Origin of the sequence: Stutzerimonas stutzeri KOS6 (assembly GCF_000307775.2) — a bacterium.
Taxonomy (GTDB): domain Bacteria; phylum Pseudomonadota; class Gammaproteobacteria; order Pseudomonadales; family Pseudomonadaceae; genus Stutzerimonas; species Stutzerimonas stutzeri_B.
In genome coordinates, this window is the sequence record NZ_KK020676.1 from 1,020,903 (window position 1) to 1,038,193 (window position 17,291).

The window sequence follows — 17,291 nt, forward strand, 5'->3', positions numbered from 1 at the left end:
CGGCGCATTGTGCGCAGCACGCCCTTTCATCGCGGGGAAAACCAATCGTGAAATTTCGTCGTACGTTGGCCAGCTTGTTGTTCCTCTGCCTGGCCTCGTTGCCGGGCATCCATGCCCAGGCCAAGCCGGCGGTTCAGGAACTCGCCTCCGGCAGCGCCTTGCTGGTCGATCTGAACACCAACGAAGTGCTCTATTCCAGCAACCCCGACCTGGTGGTGCCGATCGCCTCGGTGACCAAGCTGATGACCGCCATGGTCGTGCTGGACGCCAAGCTGCCGCTGGATCAGACCTTGCCCGTCACCATCCGCGAGGCCAGGGAGATGCAGGGCGTGTTCTCGCGCGTGCGCATCGGCAGCGAGATCAGCCGTCGCGAGATGCTGCTGCTGACGCTGATGTCTTCCGAGAACCGCGCCGCGGCCAGCCTCGCGCACCATTATCCGGGCGGCTACTCGGCGTTCATCCAGGCGATGAACGCCAAGGCCCGCGCACTGGGCATGACCCGCACCCGCTACGTCGAGCCGACCGGGCTGTCCGAGCGCAACGTCTCCAGCGCCAACGACCTGGTCAAGCTGATTCGTGCCAGCCGTCAGTACGCATTGATCCAGCAATTCAGCACCACTGGCGAAAAGACCGTGGCGTTCCGCAAGCCCAATTACACCCTGGGTTTCCGCAACACCAACGCGCTGGTGCGCAAGAACAATTGGGACATTCAGCTGAGCAAGACCGGCTTTACCAACGCCGCCGGCCATTGCCTGGTGATGAGCACTACCATGAAGAAGCGCCCGGTGGCCTTCGTGGTCCTCGATGCATTCGGCAAGTACACCCACATGGCCGACGCCAATCGCCTGAAGAAGTGGCTGGAAACCGGCACCGTGACCCCGGTGCCTGCCGCGGCGCTGGCCTACAAGCAGCAGAAGCAGGCGCAGCGGCAACTGGCCGGTCAGCCTGCCGACGCGGCGCAGGTGCTGGTCGAAGCCCGCTGAGCTTTGTTCCCCGCTGTGTGGCGCTTGCGCCGCGCAGCGAAAATTCTTGAGTTCGCTCAACTCTTTTTGCCGAGCGTCGTTCCTATCATGAACGCCATTCGCACCCGCGCCTGATCGGACCGCCGATGACACGTCGCCGCTTCCCCGCCTGGCTCGCCAGCCTCGCCCTGCTGATCCACCTGCTGAGCATGCCGCTGTCGGGCCTGTTGCCGGCGGATGCCAAGCGGCTGCTCGGCTGGAGTGGTCATTGCCCGCAGATGCAGGCGCAGCAGTCGCATGCGCTGCACGAATCGGCGGCCCATGGCGAGCATGAGCCGAGCACGCATGGCGGGATGCCGCCGTGCTGCTGCTGTGCCGGTTCGATTGGCCTGGCAACGCTGCCCAGCCCATCGCCGCTGCTGCCACAGCAAGCCGGTGGGCGCCTGATCCTCGCTGTCGATGCGCGCGCCCATCGGCCGTCGCCACGGCATCAGTGGCCGGCGCTCAACCCTCGCGCCTCTCCCCTCGCCTGACGCCGCTGGCGTCATCCTTCGTTGTCATGCCTGAACTGCCCGCTCCTGCCGATGGCTGGCGTGCGGGCGCCTGCCGACGGCTATTCGCCGCGCGGCCATGCCTGTTGCACAAGGAACATGCGAGATGCTCGACCATCCTGCGCACCCATCGCGGCGCCCTGCGCGGCCGCGTCTGCTCATCGCGGCCCTGGCCGCTGCTTATCTGCCGGCAAGCCTTGCCGATACCACCGCCTCCGCGCTGTCGCTGGGCAGCAGCACTATCACCGCCACCCAGTCGGGTGGTGGCCTGCCGACCAGCAGCGTGATCAGTTCGGTCGATCTGCTCGGCGGCGACATCCTCGAGCAGCAGCCGGTGCTCTATGCCTGGGAACTGTTTCGTCGCGCGCCGGGGGTGATGCTTACCGAATTCGGCCAGGGCACCAGCTCCGGCAAGCTGTCCTTTCGCGGCTTCAATGGCGAAGGCGAAGTCAATGCGGTCAAGCTGCTGATCGACGGCATCCCGAGCAACAGCAACGACGGCAACATGCCGTACCTGGACATGCTGTTCCCGCTGGAGATCGACGGCATCGAGGTGGTCCGTGGCACCAACGATCCGCGCTACGGCCTGTACAACATTGCCGGCAATGTTGCCGTGCAGTCGCGTATCGGCGGCGATTACGGCAAGACGCGCCTGCGCTATGGCAGCTACGACACCCAGGAGCTGCAGCTGGCCAAGGGCATCGAAAGCGGCAACTGGACGCAGAACTACTTCATCGGTCAGCAGAAGAGCGATGGCTATCGCGACCATGCCGGCAGCGAGCGCACCAGCCTGTCCGGCAAATGGTTCTACACGCCGGACGCCGGCAACTGGCGCCTTGGCCTGATCGCCCGGCACTACGAGGCCGAGGCCGACGAGCCGGGTTATCTTTCCCGTGAGGATGCCCGCCACTCGTCACGCCAGTCCTATGCGCTGTCGTCCAGCGACATGGGTGAGCGGCGCATGAACCAGCTCAGCCTGCATCTCGACAGCCAGCTGGCCAGCGATCTCAGCTGGGCGACCAAGGTCTGGCTCAACACCCTGGACGACGACCGCTGGGTGCGTTTCTCCCTGGCCCAGCCGCAACAGCGACGCACCAGCGAGGAGAAGCACTATGGCGCGCGTACCTCGCTGACCTACCGCCCGGATGTCGCCTGGCTCCATGACCTGGCCCTCGAAGGCGGCCTGGACACCGAGCAGCAGCGCAACCGCAGTGAGCGCTACACCACCGTCGAACGCCAGATCGTGACCCAGACCCGCGACCAGCGCTTCGACTACGACAGCTACGGCGCCTACCTGCAGGCGGTGGTCCAGCCGGTCGAGTCGCTGAAGATCATCCCGGCGTTTCGCGTCGACCGCATCGAGGGCGACTACACCGACGAACTGAGCGGCAACGATTACACGATCAACGACTACGGCAGCATCGAGCAGCCGAAGATCAGCCTGATCTACACGCCCATCGAGCAGTTGAGCCTCTATGGCAACTGGGGCCGGACCTTCCAGATCGGCACCGGGGCGGCCGCCTACAAGGTGCCGCCGCGCACCAGCGATCTTTCACCATCGATCAACGATGGCTGGGAGACCGGCATCAAATTCAGCCCGGCGCACTGGATCGACGGCCGCATCGCCTATTGGGAGCAGGTGGCCTCCGACGAGGTGCGGCGCCGGCTCAACGACCCCAGCGGTGAATCGGAGAATCTCGGGCAGACCCGCCGCTGGGGCTATGACGCCCAGCTCAACCTCTACCCCGCCAGCGATCTGAGTCTGTGGCTGGCGCACTCCTGGCAGTTCTCCGAAATCGAGAAGGCCGACCCCAGCCTGCCGGCCAGCCAGGGCCAGCAGATCGACCACGTGCCGCAGCGCCTGTACTCGGCCGGCAGCAGCTACCAGGCGACGCCGGACCTGCAGCTCAGCGCCTGGCTCAACGGCCAGACCGACTACTACCTCGAGCGCGAGAACACCCAGGGCAAGTACGGCGGCTATGTGCTGTTCAACCTGGGCGCCAGCTACCAGCTGACCGAGCAGCTGGTCGTCGACCTGCAGCTGAAGAACCTCACCGACCGTTACTACGAGTACGTCTGGTACGACGGCGCCGAGACGCTGCATGCGCCGGGTGATGGCCGCGCGCTGTATGCGGCCGTGACCCTGGACTTCTGACCGGCATGAAGCGCTATCTGTATCTCGCGCACCGTTGGCTGGGCATCGGGTTGGGCCTGTTCGTCCTGCTCTGGATCGTCAGCGGCGTGGTGATGCTCTTCGTCGCTTATCCCAAGCTGACCCCGGAGGAGCACCTGTCGCGCCTGCAGCCGTTGAGTGCCGATTGCTGCATCGCACCGGCTGCAGCGCTTGCCGCCAGCGCTGACCCGCGTACGCCGCTCAGCCTGCGTCTGACCAGCGCCGGTGGCTCGCCGCGCTACCTGTTGGACTACGGCGACGGCCCGCTGCTGGCGGTCGATGCGCGCAGCGGGGGACGGATCGAACGCATCGGCGCGACCGAAGCATTGGCCAGCGCGCGGCAATTCGCAGGGGGTGCCAAGGTGCAACTGCTCGGTCGGGTCGAGGAAGATGCCTGGACGCGCAACCATGCCCTGGACCGCGAGCGCCCGCTGTACCGCGTGGAGGCGGACGATGCCGCGGGACACCTTCTGTACGTCTCCAGCCACACCGGGCTGGTGGTGCGCGACGCCACGGCCCACGAGCGCGCCTGGAACCTGCTGGGGGCCTGGCTGCACTGGCTCTATCCGTTGCGTGAAGCGCTGCCGAAGCCGATGTGGTCAGTGGCACTGGTCTATGGCGCGCTGCTGGCTGCGGTGCTGGTGCTGCTGGGCATGCTGATCGGCCTGTTGCGCTGGCGCTTCGCCGGTCGCTACCGCAACGGCTCGCACTCGCCCTACCCGACTGGCGCCGGCCGCGTGCATCACGTTGGCGGGCTGCTGGGCGGGGTGGCGCTGCTGGTCTGGCTGGCCAGCGGCATGCTGTCGATGGAGCCCTGGGGTTTGTTCGAGAAGCATTCGACCATTGACGCGGGCGTGCTGCGTCAGGTGCCGCTAAACGCCGAGATGGTGGACCTGGATCTGGCGCCTGCGCTCGCCCGCCTGCAGCAGGCCGGCATCGCGCCGGTGGAACTGCAGTGGCACACGCTCGGTGATCAGCCTTACCTGCTCGGTACCGATGCGGGCGGCGAAACGCGCATCCTGCCCATAGCATCCGCGACGCCGGCGCAGGTGCGCCTGGAACGCGAGGCGCTGGAGCGCATGGCTCGCGAGGCCTGGCCGGAGCAGCATCTGCGCTTCGAGTGGCTGGAGCAGGAAGACTTCCACTACTACGCCCGCAGCGAACCGAGCCTCTACAGCCATCTGCCGCGGCGGCTGCCGATGCTGCGGGTGCGCTTCGACGATCCGGCCGCTACCTGGCTGCACCTCGATCCCTACAGCGGCACCGTCATCGAACAGCTCGACCAGCGCCGACGGGCGGTGCGCTGGTTGTTCAAGCTGCTGCACAGCTGGGACTGGCCGCCATTGCTGCAACGGCCACTGCTGCGTGACGGCCTGCTGCTGGCGTTCAGCGGCGGCATGCTGGTGATCGCCAGCAGTGGCGTGCTGCTGGGCTGGCGTCGGCTGCGTGGTCGGCCACGGCGTGCCAGGGCAAGGGCTGCGCGCCCAGCTCAGCCGTCGCGGCTGGCAAAGCTCGCTGCGCCCGGGCGATCCGATGCAACGATGCCGGAGCAGCCGACTCAAACGACAACATTTCCCTTAGCACAGCGGGAACCGACGTCGAATGAGCACCCCAGACGATAGCTATATCCAGTGGCTGGTCGAGCAGTCCATGTTGCAGGCAGCGCGCGAGCGGTCGCGCCTCTACGCCGGTCAGGCGCGGCTCTGGCAGCGGCCCTATGCCCTGGCGCGTCCGCGCGATGCCAGCGCCATCGGTTCGGTGTGGTTCACCGCTTACCCGGCGGCCATCATCACCCCCGAGGGCGGGACGGTGCTCGAAGCACTGGGTGACGATCGCCTGTGGAGCGCGCTCTCCGAGCTGGGTGTGCAGGGCATCCACAACGGCCCGATGAAGCGTTCCGGCGGCCTGTGCGGTCGCGAGTTCACGCCGACCATCGACGGCAACTTCGACCGCATCAGCTTCGATATCGACCCGAAGCTGGGCACCGAAGAGCAGATGCTCCGGCTCAGCCGCGTCGCCGCCGCACACAACGCCATCGTCATCGACGACATCGTCCCGGCGCACACCGGCAAGGGCGCCGACTTCCGCCTCGCGGAAATGGCCTACGGCGATTACCCCGGGCTCTACCACATGGTCGAGATCCGCGAAGAGGACTGGGCGCTGTTGCCCGATGTGCCGCCAGGGCGCGATTCGGTCAACCTCGAGCCGCCAGTGGTCGACCGCCTGCATGAAAAGCACTACATCGTCGGCCAGTTGCAGCGGGTGATCTTCTTCGAGCCCGGCATCAAGGACACCGACTGGAGCGTCACCGGCGAAATCACCGGGGTCGACGGCAAGGTGCGGCGCTGGGTCTACCTGCACTATTTCAAGGAGGGCCAGCCATCGCTGAACTGGCTCGATCCGACCTTCGCCGCCCAGCAGTTGATCATCGGCGATGCCCTGCATGCCATCGACGTCGCCGGCGCACGGGTGCTGCGCCTGGATGCCAACGGCTTCCTCGGTGTCGAGCGGCGCGCCGAGGGCACCGCCTGGTCCGAGGGCCATCCGCTGTCGGTCACCGGCAACCAGCTGCTGGCCGGCGCGATCCGCAAGGCCGGCGGTTTCAGCTTCCAGGAGCTGAACCTGACCATCGACGATATCGCCGCCATGTCGCACGGCGGCGCCGACCTGTCCTACGACTTCATCACCCGCCCGGCCTATCACCATGCGCTGCTTACCGGTGACACCGAGTTCCTGCGCATGATGCTGCGTGAGGTGCACGCGTTCGGCATCGATCCGGCCTCGCTGATCCATGCGCTGCAGAACCACGACGAACTGACCCTGGAGCTGGTGCACTTCTGGACGCTGCATGCCTACGACCACTACCACTACAAGGGGCAGACCCTGCCCGGCGGGCACCTGCGCGAGCTGATCCGCGAGGAGCTGTACGAACGGCTGACCGGCGAGCACGCGCCCTACAACCTCAAGTTCGTCACCAACGGTGTGGCCTGCACCACCGCCAGCGTGATCGCGGCGGCGCTGAACATCCGTGATCTGGACGCCATCGGCCCGGCCGAAGTCGAGCAGATCCAGCGCCTGCATATCCTGCTGGTAATGTTCAACGCCATGCAGCCCGGCGTGTTCGCCCTCTCCGGCTGGGACCTGGTCGGCGCCCTGCCGCTGCCGGCCGAGCAGGTCGAGCACCTGATGGGCGACGGCGATACCCGCTGGATCAACCGTGGCGGCTATGATCTGGCGGACCTGGCACCCGAGGCGTCCACGTCCGCTGAAGGTTTGCCGAAAGCCCGCGCCTTGTACGGCAGCCTGGTCGAGCAACTGCAGACCACAGGTTCGTTCGCCTGCCAGCTCAAGCGCATCCTCAGCGTGCGCCAGGCCTACGACATCGCCGCGAGCAAGCAGATCCTGATTGCCGATGTGCAGGCGCCGGGGCTGCTGGTCATGGTCCACGAACTGCCGGCCGGCAAAGGCGTGCAGATCACCGCGCTGAACTTCAGCGCCGAGACCATCAGCGAAACCGTCTGCCTGCCCGGCGTGGCGCCCGGCCCGGTGGTGGACATCATTCACGAGCGGGTCGAAGGCGACCTTACCGAGAACTGCGAGCTGGTGCTCAACCTTGATCCCTACGAAGGCCTGGCGCTGCGCGTGGTGAGTGCCGCGTCGCCGGTGATCTGAGCGGCCTCTTCGCGAGCGCCGGGCAGGCGGCTATAGTGCGCGCCGGCCCGGGGCTCGTCCTCGCCTTCGAGGACTTCGCGTGTCGTTCACCCCGCTTCTTCGCCGCCTCTGTCTGCTGCTCGCATGTATGGCATGGGCCGGCACTCCGGCTTCGGCACAGACCACCTGCCTGCCCGGCCAGCAACCGATCTGCCTGAGTGGCAGCTGCCTTTGCGTGCCCGGCTCGGCCACCGATACCCAGGCCGTGTACGGCCGCCTGCAGCGCATGGCCGCGCTGGCGCTGCAGAACTGGATTCAGCAATCGCGGGATCGTCTGGTGGCCGGCGGCGTCGCGCCGCTGCCGCTGCATGTCCGCTCGCAGCTCGAACCGTATTTCGAGCTGGCCGTGCTGGAGAGCGCGCACTACCGCGTCGGCGACGAGGTGGCGCTGAATGCCGGCAACACCCTGCTGCGCAACCCGGACGTCAACGCCGTTACCCTGATCGACGTCATCGTCTTCCGGCACGAGCGCGATGCGCAGGACAACGTCGCGCTCTGGGCTCACGAGCTCAAGCACGTCGAGCAGTACCAGGAATGGGGCGTCGCCGAATTCGCCCGGCGCTACACGCACGACTTCCTTGCCGTGGAACGCCCGGCCTATGCGTTGGAGCGCGAGGTGGAGAAGGCGTTACAGCTCGCGGATGAGCAGCGCTGAGCGGGTGCTGCCGGTGCGGTTGGTGCAAATTGGTGGGCTGAAGCCCACCCTATGTATGGACTCGCCCCCACCTGTCAACCTTCTGCTCTTTGAACACCGCAACCCGGTTGCATCTATTTATCAGGCCTGTTCGAGGAAGCCTCGTCGGGCTTCTGGCCAACATCAGTTCAGCTCGCGGTATGCCCATTACGTAGAGGCTTCAAGAGCCGGTAGGGTGGCAGGCATCGTTCCGCGACGGTCTGACCTGGGGTCAATGTTCTTCAGCGATGTAGGGTGGGCTTCAGCCCACCAATAACGCCAGCCGGAAACCAAAAAACCCCGCCGAGGCGGGGCTTCTGTCGCAGGTTGCGCGGCCAGGCTCAGAAAGCCGGGACCACGGCGCCCTTGTATTTTTCCTCGATGAACTGGCGCACTTGTTCGCTGTGCAGCGCGGCAGCCAGTTTCTGCATGGCGTCGCTGTCCTTGTTGTCCGCACGGGCGACGAGGATGTTGACGTAGGGCGAGTCGCTGCCTTCGATCACCAGCGCGTCCTCGGTAGGATTGAGCTTGGCTTCCAGCGCGTAGTTGGTGTTGATCAGCGCCAGGTCGACCTGGGTCAGCACGCGCGGCAGGGTCGCGGCTTCCAGTTCGCGGATCTTGATGCGCTTGGGATTCTCGGCGATGTCCTTGACGGTGGCGGTGATGCCGGCGCCGTCCTTGAGGCTGATCACGCCGGCCTTGGCCAGCAACAGCAGGGCGCGGCCGCCGTTGGTGGCGTCGTTGGGGATGACCACGGTGGCGCCGTCGGGCAATTCGTCCAGCGATTTGACCTTGCTCGAGTAGGCGCCGAAGGGCTCGATGTGCACGCCGGCCACGCTGACCAGCTCGGTGCCCTTGCCCTTGTTGAACTCGTCCAGGTACGGCTGGTGCTGGAAGAAGTTGGCGTCCAGGCGCTTCTCGGCAACCTGAATGTTCGGCTGCACGTAGTCGGTGAAGACCTTCACGTTCAGCTCGACGCCCTGCTCGGCCAGCTGCGGCTTGACGAACTCCAGCAGCTCGGCATGCGGCACGGCGGTGGCAGCGACGGTCAGGGTTTCGGCGGCCTGGGCGGAAAATGCCGCGACGGCGGCCAGGGCGGCAATCAGTTTCTTCATCGTTCGGTTCCTTCGTGAATTGAGCGGGAGGCGAAGGCTCGTTCGCCCTCGTTGCGGTTCATTTGCGCGAAAAATGGGTGACCAGCCGGTCGCCGACGCTCTGCAGCACCTGCACCAGCACCAGCAGCAGGACCACGGTGACCACCATCACGTCGGTCTGGAAGCGCTGGTAACCGAAGCGGATGGCCAGGTCGCCGAGGCCGCCGGCACCCACCACACCGGCCATCGCGGTGTAGGACACCAGGGTGATGGCGGTGACGGTAATGGCGGCGATGATGCCCGGGCGCGCCTCGGGCAGCAATGCGCTGAAGATGATCTGCCGCGTCGTCGCGCCCATCGCCTGGGTCGCCTCGATGATGCCGCGATCCACCTCGCGCAGCGCGGTTTCCACCAGGCGCGCGAAGAACGGCGCGGCGCCCACCACCAGTGGCGGAATGGCACCGGCGACGCCCAGCGAGGTGCCGGTGATCAGCACGGTGAACGGGATCATCACGATCAGCAGGATGATGAACGGCAGCGAGCGCAGCACGTTGACCACGAGCGACAGCACGGCATACAGCGGGCCGTTCTCGAACAGCTGGCGCGGGCCGCTGAGAAACAGCAGCACGCCCAGCGGCAGGCCGAGCAGGATGGTGAACAGCAGCGAGCCGCCGAGCATCAGCAGCGTGTCGAGCGTGGCCAGCCAGATCTCGTACCAGTCGACGTTCGTAAACAAAGAGCCGAACAAGGGTTCCATCAGCGCAGCACCTCCACATGCACGTCGGCCGCCTGCAGGCGGGCCATTGCCGCGTCCATGTCGCCGCCGATCAGCGACAGCGTGAGCTGGCCGTAGGGTGTGTCCTTGATACGGTCGATGCGACCCGAAAGGATGCTGTAGTCGACGCCGCTCTCGCGGGCGACGGTGCCCAGCAGCGGCTTGTAGGTGGCATCGCCCTGGAAGGTCAGGCGCAGGATGCGGCCCGGCACGTGGGCGAAATCGTCGTGCAGCTCGCTTTCGTCCATGGCTTCGTCTTCCAGCACGAAGCGCTGGGTGGTCGGGTGCCTGGGGTGCAGGAATACCTCGGTGACCGGTCCCTGCTCGACGATGGCACCGGCGTCCATCACCGCGACGCGATCGCAGACGCGGCGTATCACATCCATCTCGTGAGTGATCAGCACGATGGTCAGCTTCAGTTCGCGGTTGATCTCCGCCAGCAGCTGCAGCACCGATGCCGTGGTTTGCGGATCGAGCGCGCTGGTGGCCTCGTCACAGAGCAGGATGCTTGGTTCGGTGGCCAGGGCCCGGGCGATGCCGACGCGCTGCTTCTGGCCGCCGGAAAGCTGTGCCGGGTACTTGCGCGCGTGATCCTGCAAGCCGACGCGCTCGAGCAGGGCGGCGACCCGTCCGTCGATTTCGTTGCGCGAGTGATTGCCGGCCAGGCGCAGCGGCATGGCGACGTTGTCCGCCACGGTCTTGGACATCAGCAGGTTGAAGTGCTGGAAGATCATGCCGACGCGCTGGCGAAAGCGCCGCAGGCCGTCGGCATCCAGCGCGGTGACATCCTCGCCATTGACCAGGATGCGCCCGCCGGAGGGTTCCTCGAGGCGGTTGATCAGGCGCAGCAGCGTGCTCTTGCCGGCGCCGGAGTGGCCGATCAGGCCGAACACCTCGCCGGAGGCGATCTCCAGCTGGGTCGGCTGCAGGGCAGGGACGTCTCTGCCGCCGGTCCGATAGGTTTTGTGGACTTGATGGAATTCGATCACGGGCGAACCTTGTGGGTGCGACGTTGCTTGCCGGGATAATCGGCGAAAGCCCGACATTCTACCCGTTTGGCCCCGGGGTCGCTCGCCCGCACTGTTTCGATTGGCTGAATATATCGCCGTCATAGGCAATGCAAATCGTCGCAGGCGGCAACCTTGCGGGGGTTGCGGCGGTCACTAACCGGTACGCCGTGAATCGATCACGCATCAGGTTCCGCTCGCGGTCCGATCGTTCGCGGTCCAGCTCACCCGCTAACCGAGGCCCATCATGACGGACAAGACCCCCAAACAGAGCGAGCTCGCCGGCACCGATACCGTCGATCGCGCGAACCATAGCGCCAAGCTCGACCAGCTGGAGACGTTTCGTAGCGACGCCACCGGCGAGGCGCTGCGGACCAATCAGGGCGTGAAGATCGCCGACAACCAGAACACCCTCAAGGCCGGTGACCGTGGCCCCTCGCTGCTCGAAGACTTCATCATGCGCGAGAAGATCACCCACTTCGACCACGAGCGCATTCCCGAACGCATCGTGCATGCCCGCGGTGCAGCGGCGCATGGCGTGTTCGTCAGTTATGACGACCACAGCGCGTTGACCAAGGCCTCGTTTCTCGCCGCCGAAGGCAAGGAGACGCCGGTCTTCGTGCGCTTCTCCACCGTGCAGGGCTCGCGCGGCTCGGCCGATACGGTGCGCGATGTCCGTGGCTTCGCCACCAAGTTCTACACCGACGAGGGCAACTTCGACCTGGTGGGCAACAACATGCCGGTGTTCTTCATCCAGGATGCGATCAAGTTCCCGGACTTCGTCCACGCGGTCAAACCCGAGCCGCACAACGAGATCCCGCAGGCGCAGTCGGCCCACGACAGCTTCTGGGACTTCGTTTCGCTGACCCCGGAATCGGCGCACATGGTGCTCTGGACCATGTCCGACCGTGCCCTGCCGCGCAGCTACCGGGCGATGGAAGGCTTCGGCGTGCACACCTTCCGCCTGATCAATGCCGAGGGCGTCAGCCGCTTCGTCAAGTTCCACTGGAAGCCGGTCGCCGGCGCGTTTTCGCTGGTCTGGGACGAGACGCTGAAGATCGCCGGCAAGGACCCGGACTTCAACCGTCGCGACATGTGGGAATCCATCGAGATGGGCGACTACTTCGAGTGGGAACTGGGCGTGCAGGTGGTCGAGGAGGCCGACGAGCACAAGTTCGACTTCGACTTGCTCGACCCGACCAAGATCATCCCCGAGGAGCTGGTGCCGGTGCAGAAGCTCGGCAAGATGACCCTCAACCGCAATCCGGACAACTTCTTCGCCGAGACCGAGCAGGCGGCCTTCCACATCGGCCACATCGTGCCGGGCATCGACTTCACCAACGACCCGCTGCTGCAGGGCCGGCTGTTCTCCTACACCGACACCCAGCTGTTGCGCCTGGGCGGTCCGAACTTCCACGAGATCCCGATCAACCGTCCGCTGTGTCCGTTTCACAACAACCAGCGCGATGCCTTTCATCGCCAGACGATCCACAAGGGCCGCGCCAACTACGAGCCCAATTCCGTCGACGCCGGCTGGCCCAAGGAAACCCCGCCGGCCGCCAAGGGCGGCGGCTTCGAGAGCTACCCCGAGCGCGTCGAGGGCCACAAGATCCGCAACCGCAGCGAATCCTTCGGCGACCACTTCTCCCAGGCCACGCTGTTCTGGAACAGCATGAGCGCGCCGGAGAAGGAGCACATCATCGGCGCCTACACCTTCGAGCTGGGCAAGGTCGAACGGATGTTCATCCGCGAGCGCCAGGTCAACGAGATCCTCGCCAACATCGACCTGGAGCTGGCCCGTCGTGTAGCCGAGAACCTTGGCCTGCCGGCACCGAGCGCGCCGACGGTGGCGCCGAAGACGCCGACGCCGCAGAACTCGCCGGCGTTGAGCCTGATGAATCACGTGCCGGGCAATATCAAGTCGCGCAAGGTCGCCATCCTGGTGGCGAACGGCGTCGATGGCGCGGCGATCGATGCGTTCAAGGCCAAGCTGGCCGAGCACGGCGCGCTGGCCAAGATCATCGGCCCGTCGCCGGCTCCGGTGAAGACTGGCGACGGGCAGATGCTGCCGGTCGATGCCGCGATGGATGGCATGCCATCGGTGATGTTCGACGCGATCTTCATTCCCGGCGGCGAGCAGGCGGCTGCGGCGATGACCAAGTCCGGCGAGGCCAAGCATTACGTGCTGGAAGCCTACAAGCACCTCAAGCCCATCGTCGTGCTCGGCGCAGCCCGTCCGCTGCTGGCGTCACTTGCACTGCAGGCTGATGCCGGGCTGCTGGAAGGTGACGATGTGGACGGCGTGTTCGGCAACTTCGCTCAAGCACTCGGCCAGCATCGGGTCTGGGCGCGCGAGGCAGCGGCGGAGGCGGTCCCGGCGTAGGGTGGCCGTAGGGTGGATGGCCGAGACGCCATCCACGCGGTGCCAGGCACGTCGCATGGCGTGGCGCACCAGTGGTGCGCTGAAGCCCACCCTACGGGTGCAATCGAGTCGCATCCGGCGCGGTTGTGCGGCCCTCAACCGTAGGGGGCTTTAGCCCACCGTGGCGCGGTTTGCTGCCTGATCGCAGGGTCCAGCCTCGAATGTGGGCTCCGCTTGCCGGCTCGACGTCAGTTGCCCTGTAGCTCCCGCCAATGCAGAAACAGGCGCAGGTCGAACTCGATCTGCCCATAGCCGGGCAGCATGTGCTCGCACAGCTTGTAGAAGGCACGGTTGTGCTCGCTCTCGCGCAGGTGAGCGAGCTCGTGTACCACGATCATCTGCAGGAATTCCGGTGCCGCCTCGCGGAACAGCGCGGCGACGCGGATTTCCTTCTTCGCCTTGAGCTTGCCACCCTGCACCCGTGATACCGCGGTATGCAGGCCGAGGGCGCGGTGGGTCAGGTCCAAGCGATTGTCATAGAGCACCTTGTCGATCGGCGGCGTGCTTTTCAGGTACTCCTGCTTGAGCGCCTGCACGTGGCCGTACAGGGCCTTGTCGCTCTGCACCTCATGACGGCCGGGATAGCGGCGCTGCAGGTAATCGCCAAGACGGTCCTCTGCAATCAGCTGGCGCACCTGGGTCAGCAATGGCTCGGGGTAGCCGCGCAGGTACTTGAGATCGGTCACAGCTCAGGTCCTGCGAGGCCAGGCGAAGCTGAGCAGGAACAGCGCGGCGGCGCTGACCACGATGGAAGGCCCGGCCGGGGTGTCCTTGAACCAGGACAGCGTCAGCCCCAGGCACACCGCGACGATGCCCAACAGGCTTGCGCCAAAGGCCATCTGCTCCGGCGTGCGCGCATGGCGCTGCGCGGCAGCGGCGGGAATGATCAGCAGCGAGGTGATCAGCAGCACACCGACGATCTTCATCGCCACGGCGATCACCACGGCGATCAGCAGCATCAGCGCCAGGCGGATCGCCGCCACCGGCAGCCCTTCGACCCTGGCCAGTTCCTCATGCACGGTGATTGCCAGCAGCGGTCGCCACAGCGGAATCAGCATCAGCAGGACCAGTGCACTGCCCCCGATGATCCAGGCCAGATCGCCCGTTCCCACCGCCAGCAGATCGCCGAACAGGTAGCCCATCAGGTCGATGCGCACGTCCTGCATGAAGCTCAGTGACACCAGGCCCAGCGACAGCGTGCTGTGCGCGAGGATGCCGAGCAGGGTGTCCGAGGCCAGCGGCTGGCGCTGCTGCAGCGTGACCAGCAGCAAGGCGAGCAGCACGCAGCCGACGGTCACCGCCAGGGTCAGGTTGACGTCGAGCATCAGCCCGAGGGCGACGCCGAACAGCGCGGCGTGGGAGAGGGTGTCGCCGAAATAGGCCATGCGCCGCCAGACGACGAAGGAACCGAGCGGGCCGGCGACCAGGGCCAGGGCGAGGCCGGCGAGCAGCGCGTTGAGAAGGAAATCGGGCATTGCGCGGGCTATCCGTGTTTACAGTTCGGGCCGTGGACGTGGTGCTTGCCGGTCACCACGCTGCCATGCAGGTCGTGGCTGTGGTCGTGCTGGTGGTGGTAGATCGCCAGGCTGCGGGCATCCTGGCCGAACAGTTCGATGAAGGCCGGGTCGCTGCTGACCTGTTCCGGATGTCCCGAGCAGCAGACGTGGCGGTTCAGGCAGACCACCTGATCGGTGGCGCTCATCACCAGGTGCAGGTCGTGGGAGACCATCAGCACGCCGCAGCCGTAACGGTCCCGCAGTACGCCGATCAGTCGGTACAGCTCGGCCTGGCCAGCGACATCGACGCCCTGCACAGGCTCGTCCAGCACCAGCAGCTCCGGTTCGCGCAACAGCGCGCGGGCCAGTAGTACGCGCTGCATCTCGCCACCGGAAATCTTCTGCAGCGGGCTGTCGATGACATGCTCGGCGCCCACTTCGTCGAGCGCCGCCAGTGCGCGGGCGCGATCGACGCCGGGCACCAGGCGCAGGAAACGCAGCACCGACAGGGGCAGGGTGGCATCGACATGCAGCTTCTGCGGCATGTAGCCGACGCGCAGCCTCGGCTTGCGCCAGACCAGGCCATGGTCGGGCTTGAGCAGGCCCAGCACGGCACGCACCAGAGTGGTCTTGCCGGCCCCGTTGGGGCCGATCAGGGTGACGATCTCGCCGCGATGCACCTGCAACTGCGCACCTTCCAGGACGTTCTGGTTGGCGAAGCGGACATGGATGTCGTCCAGCCGCAGCAGTACCTCGCTCATGCGGCGTCCCGGCAGGTCGCGCAGAGACCGACCACTTCGACGGTCTGGCCCTCGACCGTGAAGCCCACGCTGCCGGCAGCGGCAACGATGGCTTCGGCGATCGCCGGCTGCTCGAGTTCGATGGCGGTGTGGCAGTGACGGCAGATGAGGAACTGGCCCTGATGCGGATGCTCCGGGTGGTTGCAGCCGATGAAGGCGTTGAGCGATGCGATGCGATGCACCAGACCGTTCTCCAGGAGGAAATCCAGCGCCCGATAGACGGTCGGTGGCGCGGCGCGACGGCCGTCCTGCTCGCTCAGCACGGCGAGGATGTCGTAGGCACCGAGCGGCTTGTGGCTTTGCCAGACCAGCTCCAGCACGCGCTTGCGCAGGGCGGTCAGGCGCACACCCTGACGCGTGCAGAGGCTGTCGGCTTCAGCCAGCGCGTGGCTGACGCAGTGGTCGTGATCGTGAGGCGTGCAGGCCAGCGGGGTCTTGGACATGGGCAGCGACGTGTTGAGGTGGAGACGTTATTATGTACCAATTCTCCCCTTCGAGTGATGCCCCGTGAAACGTCTTTGCTCCTTTCCGTTGTTGGCTGCGCTGCTCGCCGGCGCCACCTCCGCCCAGGCCGAAGTTCGCGTATTGACCAGCATCAAGCCATTGCAGCTGATCGCTGCTGCGGTGCAGGACGGCGTCGGCGAGCCGGATGTGCTGCTGCCGGCCAGCGCATCGGCGCATCATTACTCATTACGCCCGTCCGACGTACGGCGCATCCGAGATGCCGAACTGTTCTATTGGATCGGCCCGGATCTGGAAAGCTTCCTGCCGCAGGCACTGAACGCTCGCCAGGGCGCTACCGTAGCGGTGCAGGACCTGCCGAAACTGACCTTGCGTCGCTTCGGTGAAGTGCACGAGCATGCCGAAGCAGAACATTCCGGTCACGACGATCACGACGATCACGACGATCACGACGATCACGACGGGCATGACGGGCATGATCACTCCGCCCATGCCGATGAACACGACCACGACCACCGCCCGGGCACGCTCGATGCGCACCTGTGGCTACTGCCGGCCAATGCCCTGGTGATCGCCGAGCGCATGGCCGCGGATCTTGCCGCCGCCGACCCGGCCAACGCCCAGCGTTATCGGGCCAACATCGCGGCCTTCGCCCAGCGCATCGAAGCGCTCGACGTACGGCTCAAACAGCGCTTCGCCGACATGCAGAACAAGCCGTTCTTCGTTTTTCACGAGGCCTACGACTATTTCGAGGCGGCCTACGGCCTGCGACACGCTGGTGTGTTCAGCGCCGGTGGCGAGGTACAGCCGGGGGCGCGACATGTCGCTGCGATGCGCGAGCGGCTGCAGCAGGCCGGCCCTAGCTGTGTATTCAGCGAGCCGCCGGCGCGTCCGCGCCTGGCCGACACGCTGACCGCCGGGCTGCCAGTGAAGATGGCTGAGCTGGACGTGCTGGGCGTCGGCCTGGCGACCAATGCCCAGGGCTACGAGCAGTTGCTCGAGGGCCTCGGCAACACCCTGGCCGACTGCCTGGATTCGCTCTGACGCCGCGCCCCCAATGGCATTGGTGGGCTGAAGCCGACCCTACGGAAACGTCCACCGCCGCGCCTGTAGGGTGGGCTTCAGCCCACCGGGTTTCCCTGCAAACACGGCGAGGACGGTCCGT

15 protein-coding genes are annotated in these 17,291 nt (G+C 66.0%); 8 read left to right on the top strand and 7 right to left on the bottom strand.

Features of this window, described 5'->3' with window-relative positions:
- Positions 1 to 47: 47 nt before the first annotated feature.
- The 6 genes from pbpG (at position 48) to B597_RS32975 (ending at position 8,052) form a co-directional block, all read left to right on the top strand.
- On the top strand, positions 48 to 983 hold the full coding sequence (pbpG, locus tag B597_RS32950) for a D-alanyl-D-alanine endopeptidase (protein WP_003291873.1): 936 nt from the start codon (positions 48 to 50) through the stop codon (positions 981 to 983).
- 125 nt (positions 984 to 1,108) lie between these two features.
- Positions 1,109 to 1,495, top strand: coding sequence for a DUF2946 domain-containing protein (locus B597_RS32955; RefSeq protein ID WP_003291874.1), 387 nt, complete (start codon positions 1,109 to 1,111; stop codon positions 1,493 to 1,495).
- A gap of 124 nt (positions 1,496 to 1,619) precedes the next feature.
- A complete protein-coding gene (locus tag B597_RS32960; RefSeq protein ID WP_003291876.1) occupies positions 1,620 to 3,668 on the top strand; it encodes a TonB-dependent receptor in 2,049 nt (682 codons plus the stop codon).
- Positions 3,669 to 3,673: 5 nt separating this feature from the next.
- Positions 3,674 to 5,308 carry a Na+/proline symporter gene (locus tag B597_RS32965; protein ID WP_003291877.1) on the top strand — a complete coding sequence of 545 codons (1,635 nt, stop codon included), beginning with the start codon at positions 3,674 to 3,676 and terminating at the stop codon, positions 5,306 to 5,308.
- Positions 5,289 to 7,358 (top strand): maltose alpha-D-glucosyltransferase, encoded by a 2,070-nt coding sequence (gene treS / locus B597_RS32970; RefSeq protein WP_024161910.1) that lies wholly within the window; start codon positions 5,289 to 5,291, stop codon positions 7,356 to 7,358. Before B597_RS32965 ends, treS begins: the two co-directional genes overlap by 20 nt.
- A gap of 79 nt (positions 7,359 to 7,437) precedes the next feature.
- Positions 7,438 to 8,052 (top strand): eCIS core domain-containing protein, encoded by a 615-nt coding sequence (locus B597_RS32975; RefSeq protein WP_003291878.1) that lies wholly within the window; start codon positions 7,438 to 7,440, stop codon positions 8,050 to 8,052.
- A 359-nt stretch (positions 8,053 to 8,411) separates the two neighbouring features.
- Here the strand turns inward: B597_RS32975 and B597_RS32980 are convergent, their stop codons facing one another.
- Genes B597_RS32980 through B597_RS32990 form a run of 3 tightly spaced genes read right to left on the bottom strand, consistent with a single transcriptional unit; the run spans position 8,412 to position 10,928 of the window.
- Complete coding sequence (locus B597_RS32980; protein WP_003291879.1) at positions 8,412 to 9,185, bottom strand: MetQ/NlpA family ABC transporter substrate-binding protein; 774 nt, start codon at positions 9,183 to 9,185, stop codon at positions 8,412 to 8,414.
- Positions 9,186 to 9,243: 58 nt separating this feature from the next.
- Positions 9,244 to 9,921: a methionine ABC transporter permease gene (locus B597_RS32985; protein WP_003291880.1), complete on the bottom strand. Its 678-nt coding sequence runs from the start codon at positions 9,919 to 9,921 to the stop codon at positions 9,244 to 9,246.
- Positions 9,921 to 10,928 (bottom strand): methionine ABC transporter ATP-binding protein, encoded by a 1,008-nt coding sequence (locus B597_RS32990; RefSeq protein ID WP_003291881.1) that lies wholly within the window; start codon positions 10,926 to 10,928, stop codon positions 9,921 to 9,923. Before B597_RS32990 ends, B597_RS32985 begins: the two co-directional genes overlap by 1 nt.
- Positions 10,929 to 11,193: 265 nt before the next feature.
- Between B597_RS32990 and katE the strand changes: the two genes are divergently transcribed.
- A complete protein-coding gene (gene katE / locus B597_RS32995) occupies positions 11,194 to 13,329 on the top strand; it encodes a catalase HPII (RefSeq protein WP_003291882.1) in 2,136 nt (711 codons plus the stop codon).
- Between the two features lie 227 nt (positions 13,330 to 13,556).
- On the opposite strand, the gene B597_RS33000 is transcribed toward katE, so the two are convergent.
- The 4 genes from B597_RS33000 to zur are packed head-to-tail and all read right to left on the bottom strand — an operon-like array spanning position 13,557 to position 16,107.
- Positions 13,557 to 14,054, bottom strand: coding sequence for a YgjP-like metallopeptidase domain-containing protein (locus B597_RS33000; protein ID WP_003291883.1), 498 nt, complete (start codon positions 14,052 to 14,054; stop codon positions 13,557 to 13,559).
- A gap of 3 nt (positions 14,055 to 14,057) precedes the next feature.
- Positions 14,058 to 14,843, bottom strand: a complete 786-nt coding sequence (gene znuB, locus B597_RS33005; protein WP_003291884.1) for a zinc ABC transporter permease subunit ZnuB — start codon at positions 14,841 to 14,843, stop codon at positions 14,058 to 14,060.
- 8 nt (positions 14,844 to 14,851) lie between these two features.
- A complete protein-coding gene (znuC, locus tag B597_RS33010) occupies positions 14,852 to 15,625 on the bottom strand; it encodes a zinc ABC transporter ATP-binding protein ZnuC (protein WP_003291885.1) in 774 nt (257 codons plus the stop codon).
- Positions 15,622 to 16,107: a zinc uptake transcriptional repressor Zur gene (gene zur / locus B597_RS33015; protein WP_003291886.1), complete on the bottom strand. Its 486-nt coding sequence runs from the start codon at positions 16,105 to 16,107 to the stop codon at positions 15,622 to 15,624. Before zur ends, znuC begins: the two co-directional genes overlap by 4 nt.
- 64 nt (positions 16,108 to 16,171) lie before the next feature.
- Between zur and znuA the strand changes: the two genes are divergently transcribed.
- Positions 16,172 to 17,170, top strand: a complete 999-nt coding sequence (gene znuA / locus B597_RS33020; protein ID WP_031323359.1) for a zinc ABC transporter substrate-binding protein ZnuA — start codon at positions 16,172 to 16,174, stop codon at positions 17,168 to 17,170.
- Positions 17,171 to 17,291 lie beyond the last annotated feature (121 nt).

Excerpts from the sequence above, each read along its gene's own strand:
- B597_RS32955 (WP_003291874.1), top strand. The coding sequence starts at position 1,109 with ATGACACGTCGCCGCTTCCCCGCCTGGCTCGCCAGCCTCGCCCTGCTG.
- B597_RS32960 (WP_003291876.1), top strand. The coding sequence starts at position 1,620 with ATGCTCGACCATCCTGCGCACCCATCGCGGCGCCCTGCGCGGCCGCGT.
- B597_RS32965 (WP_003291877.1), top strand. The coding sequence starts at position 3,674 with ATGAAGCGCTATCTGTATCTCGCGCACCGTTGGCTGGGCATCGGGTTG.
- treS (WP_024161910.1), top strand. The coding sequence starts at position 5,289 with ATGAGCACCCCAGACGATAGCTATATCCAGTGGCTGGTCGAGCAGTCC.
- B597_RS32980 (WP_003291879.1), bottom strand. The coding sequence starts at position 9,185 with ATGAAGAAACTGATTGCCGCCCTGGCCGCCGTCGCGGCATTTTCCGCC.
- B597_RS32985 (WP_003291880.1), bottom strand. The coding sequence starts at position 9,921 with ATGGAACCCTTGTTCGGCTCTTTGTTTACGAACGTCGACTGGTACGAG.
- katE (WP_003291882.1), top strand. The coding sequence starts at position 11,194 with ATGACGGACAAGACCCCCAAACAGAGCGAGCTCGCCGGCACCGATACC.
- znuB (WP_003291884.1), bottom strand. The coding sequence starts at position 14,843 with ATGCCCGATTTCCTTCTCAACGCGCTGCTCGCCGGCCTCGCCCTGGCC.
- znuC (WP_003291885.1), bottom strand. The coding sequence starts at position 15,625 with ATGAGCGAGGTACTGCTGCGGCTGGACGACATCCATGTCCGCTTCGCC.
- zur (WP_003291886.1), bottom strand. The coding sequence starts at position 16,107 with ATGTCCAAGACCCCGCTGGCCTGCACGCCTCACGATCACGACCACTGC.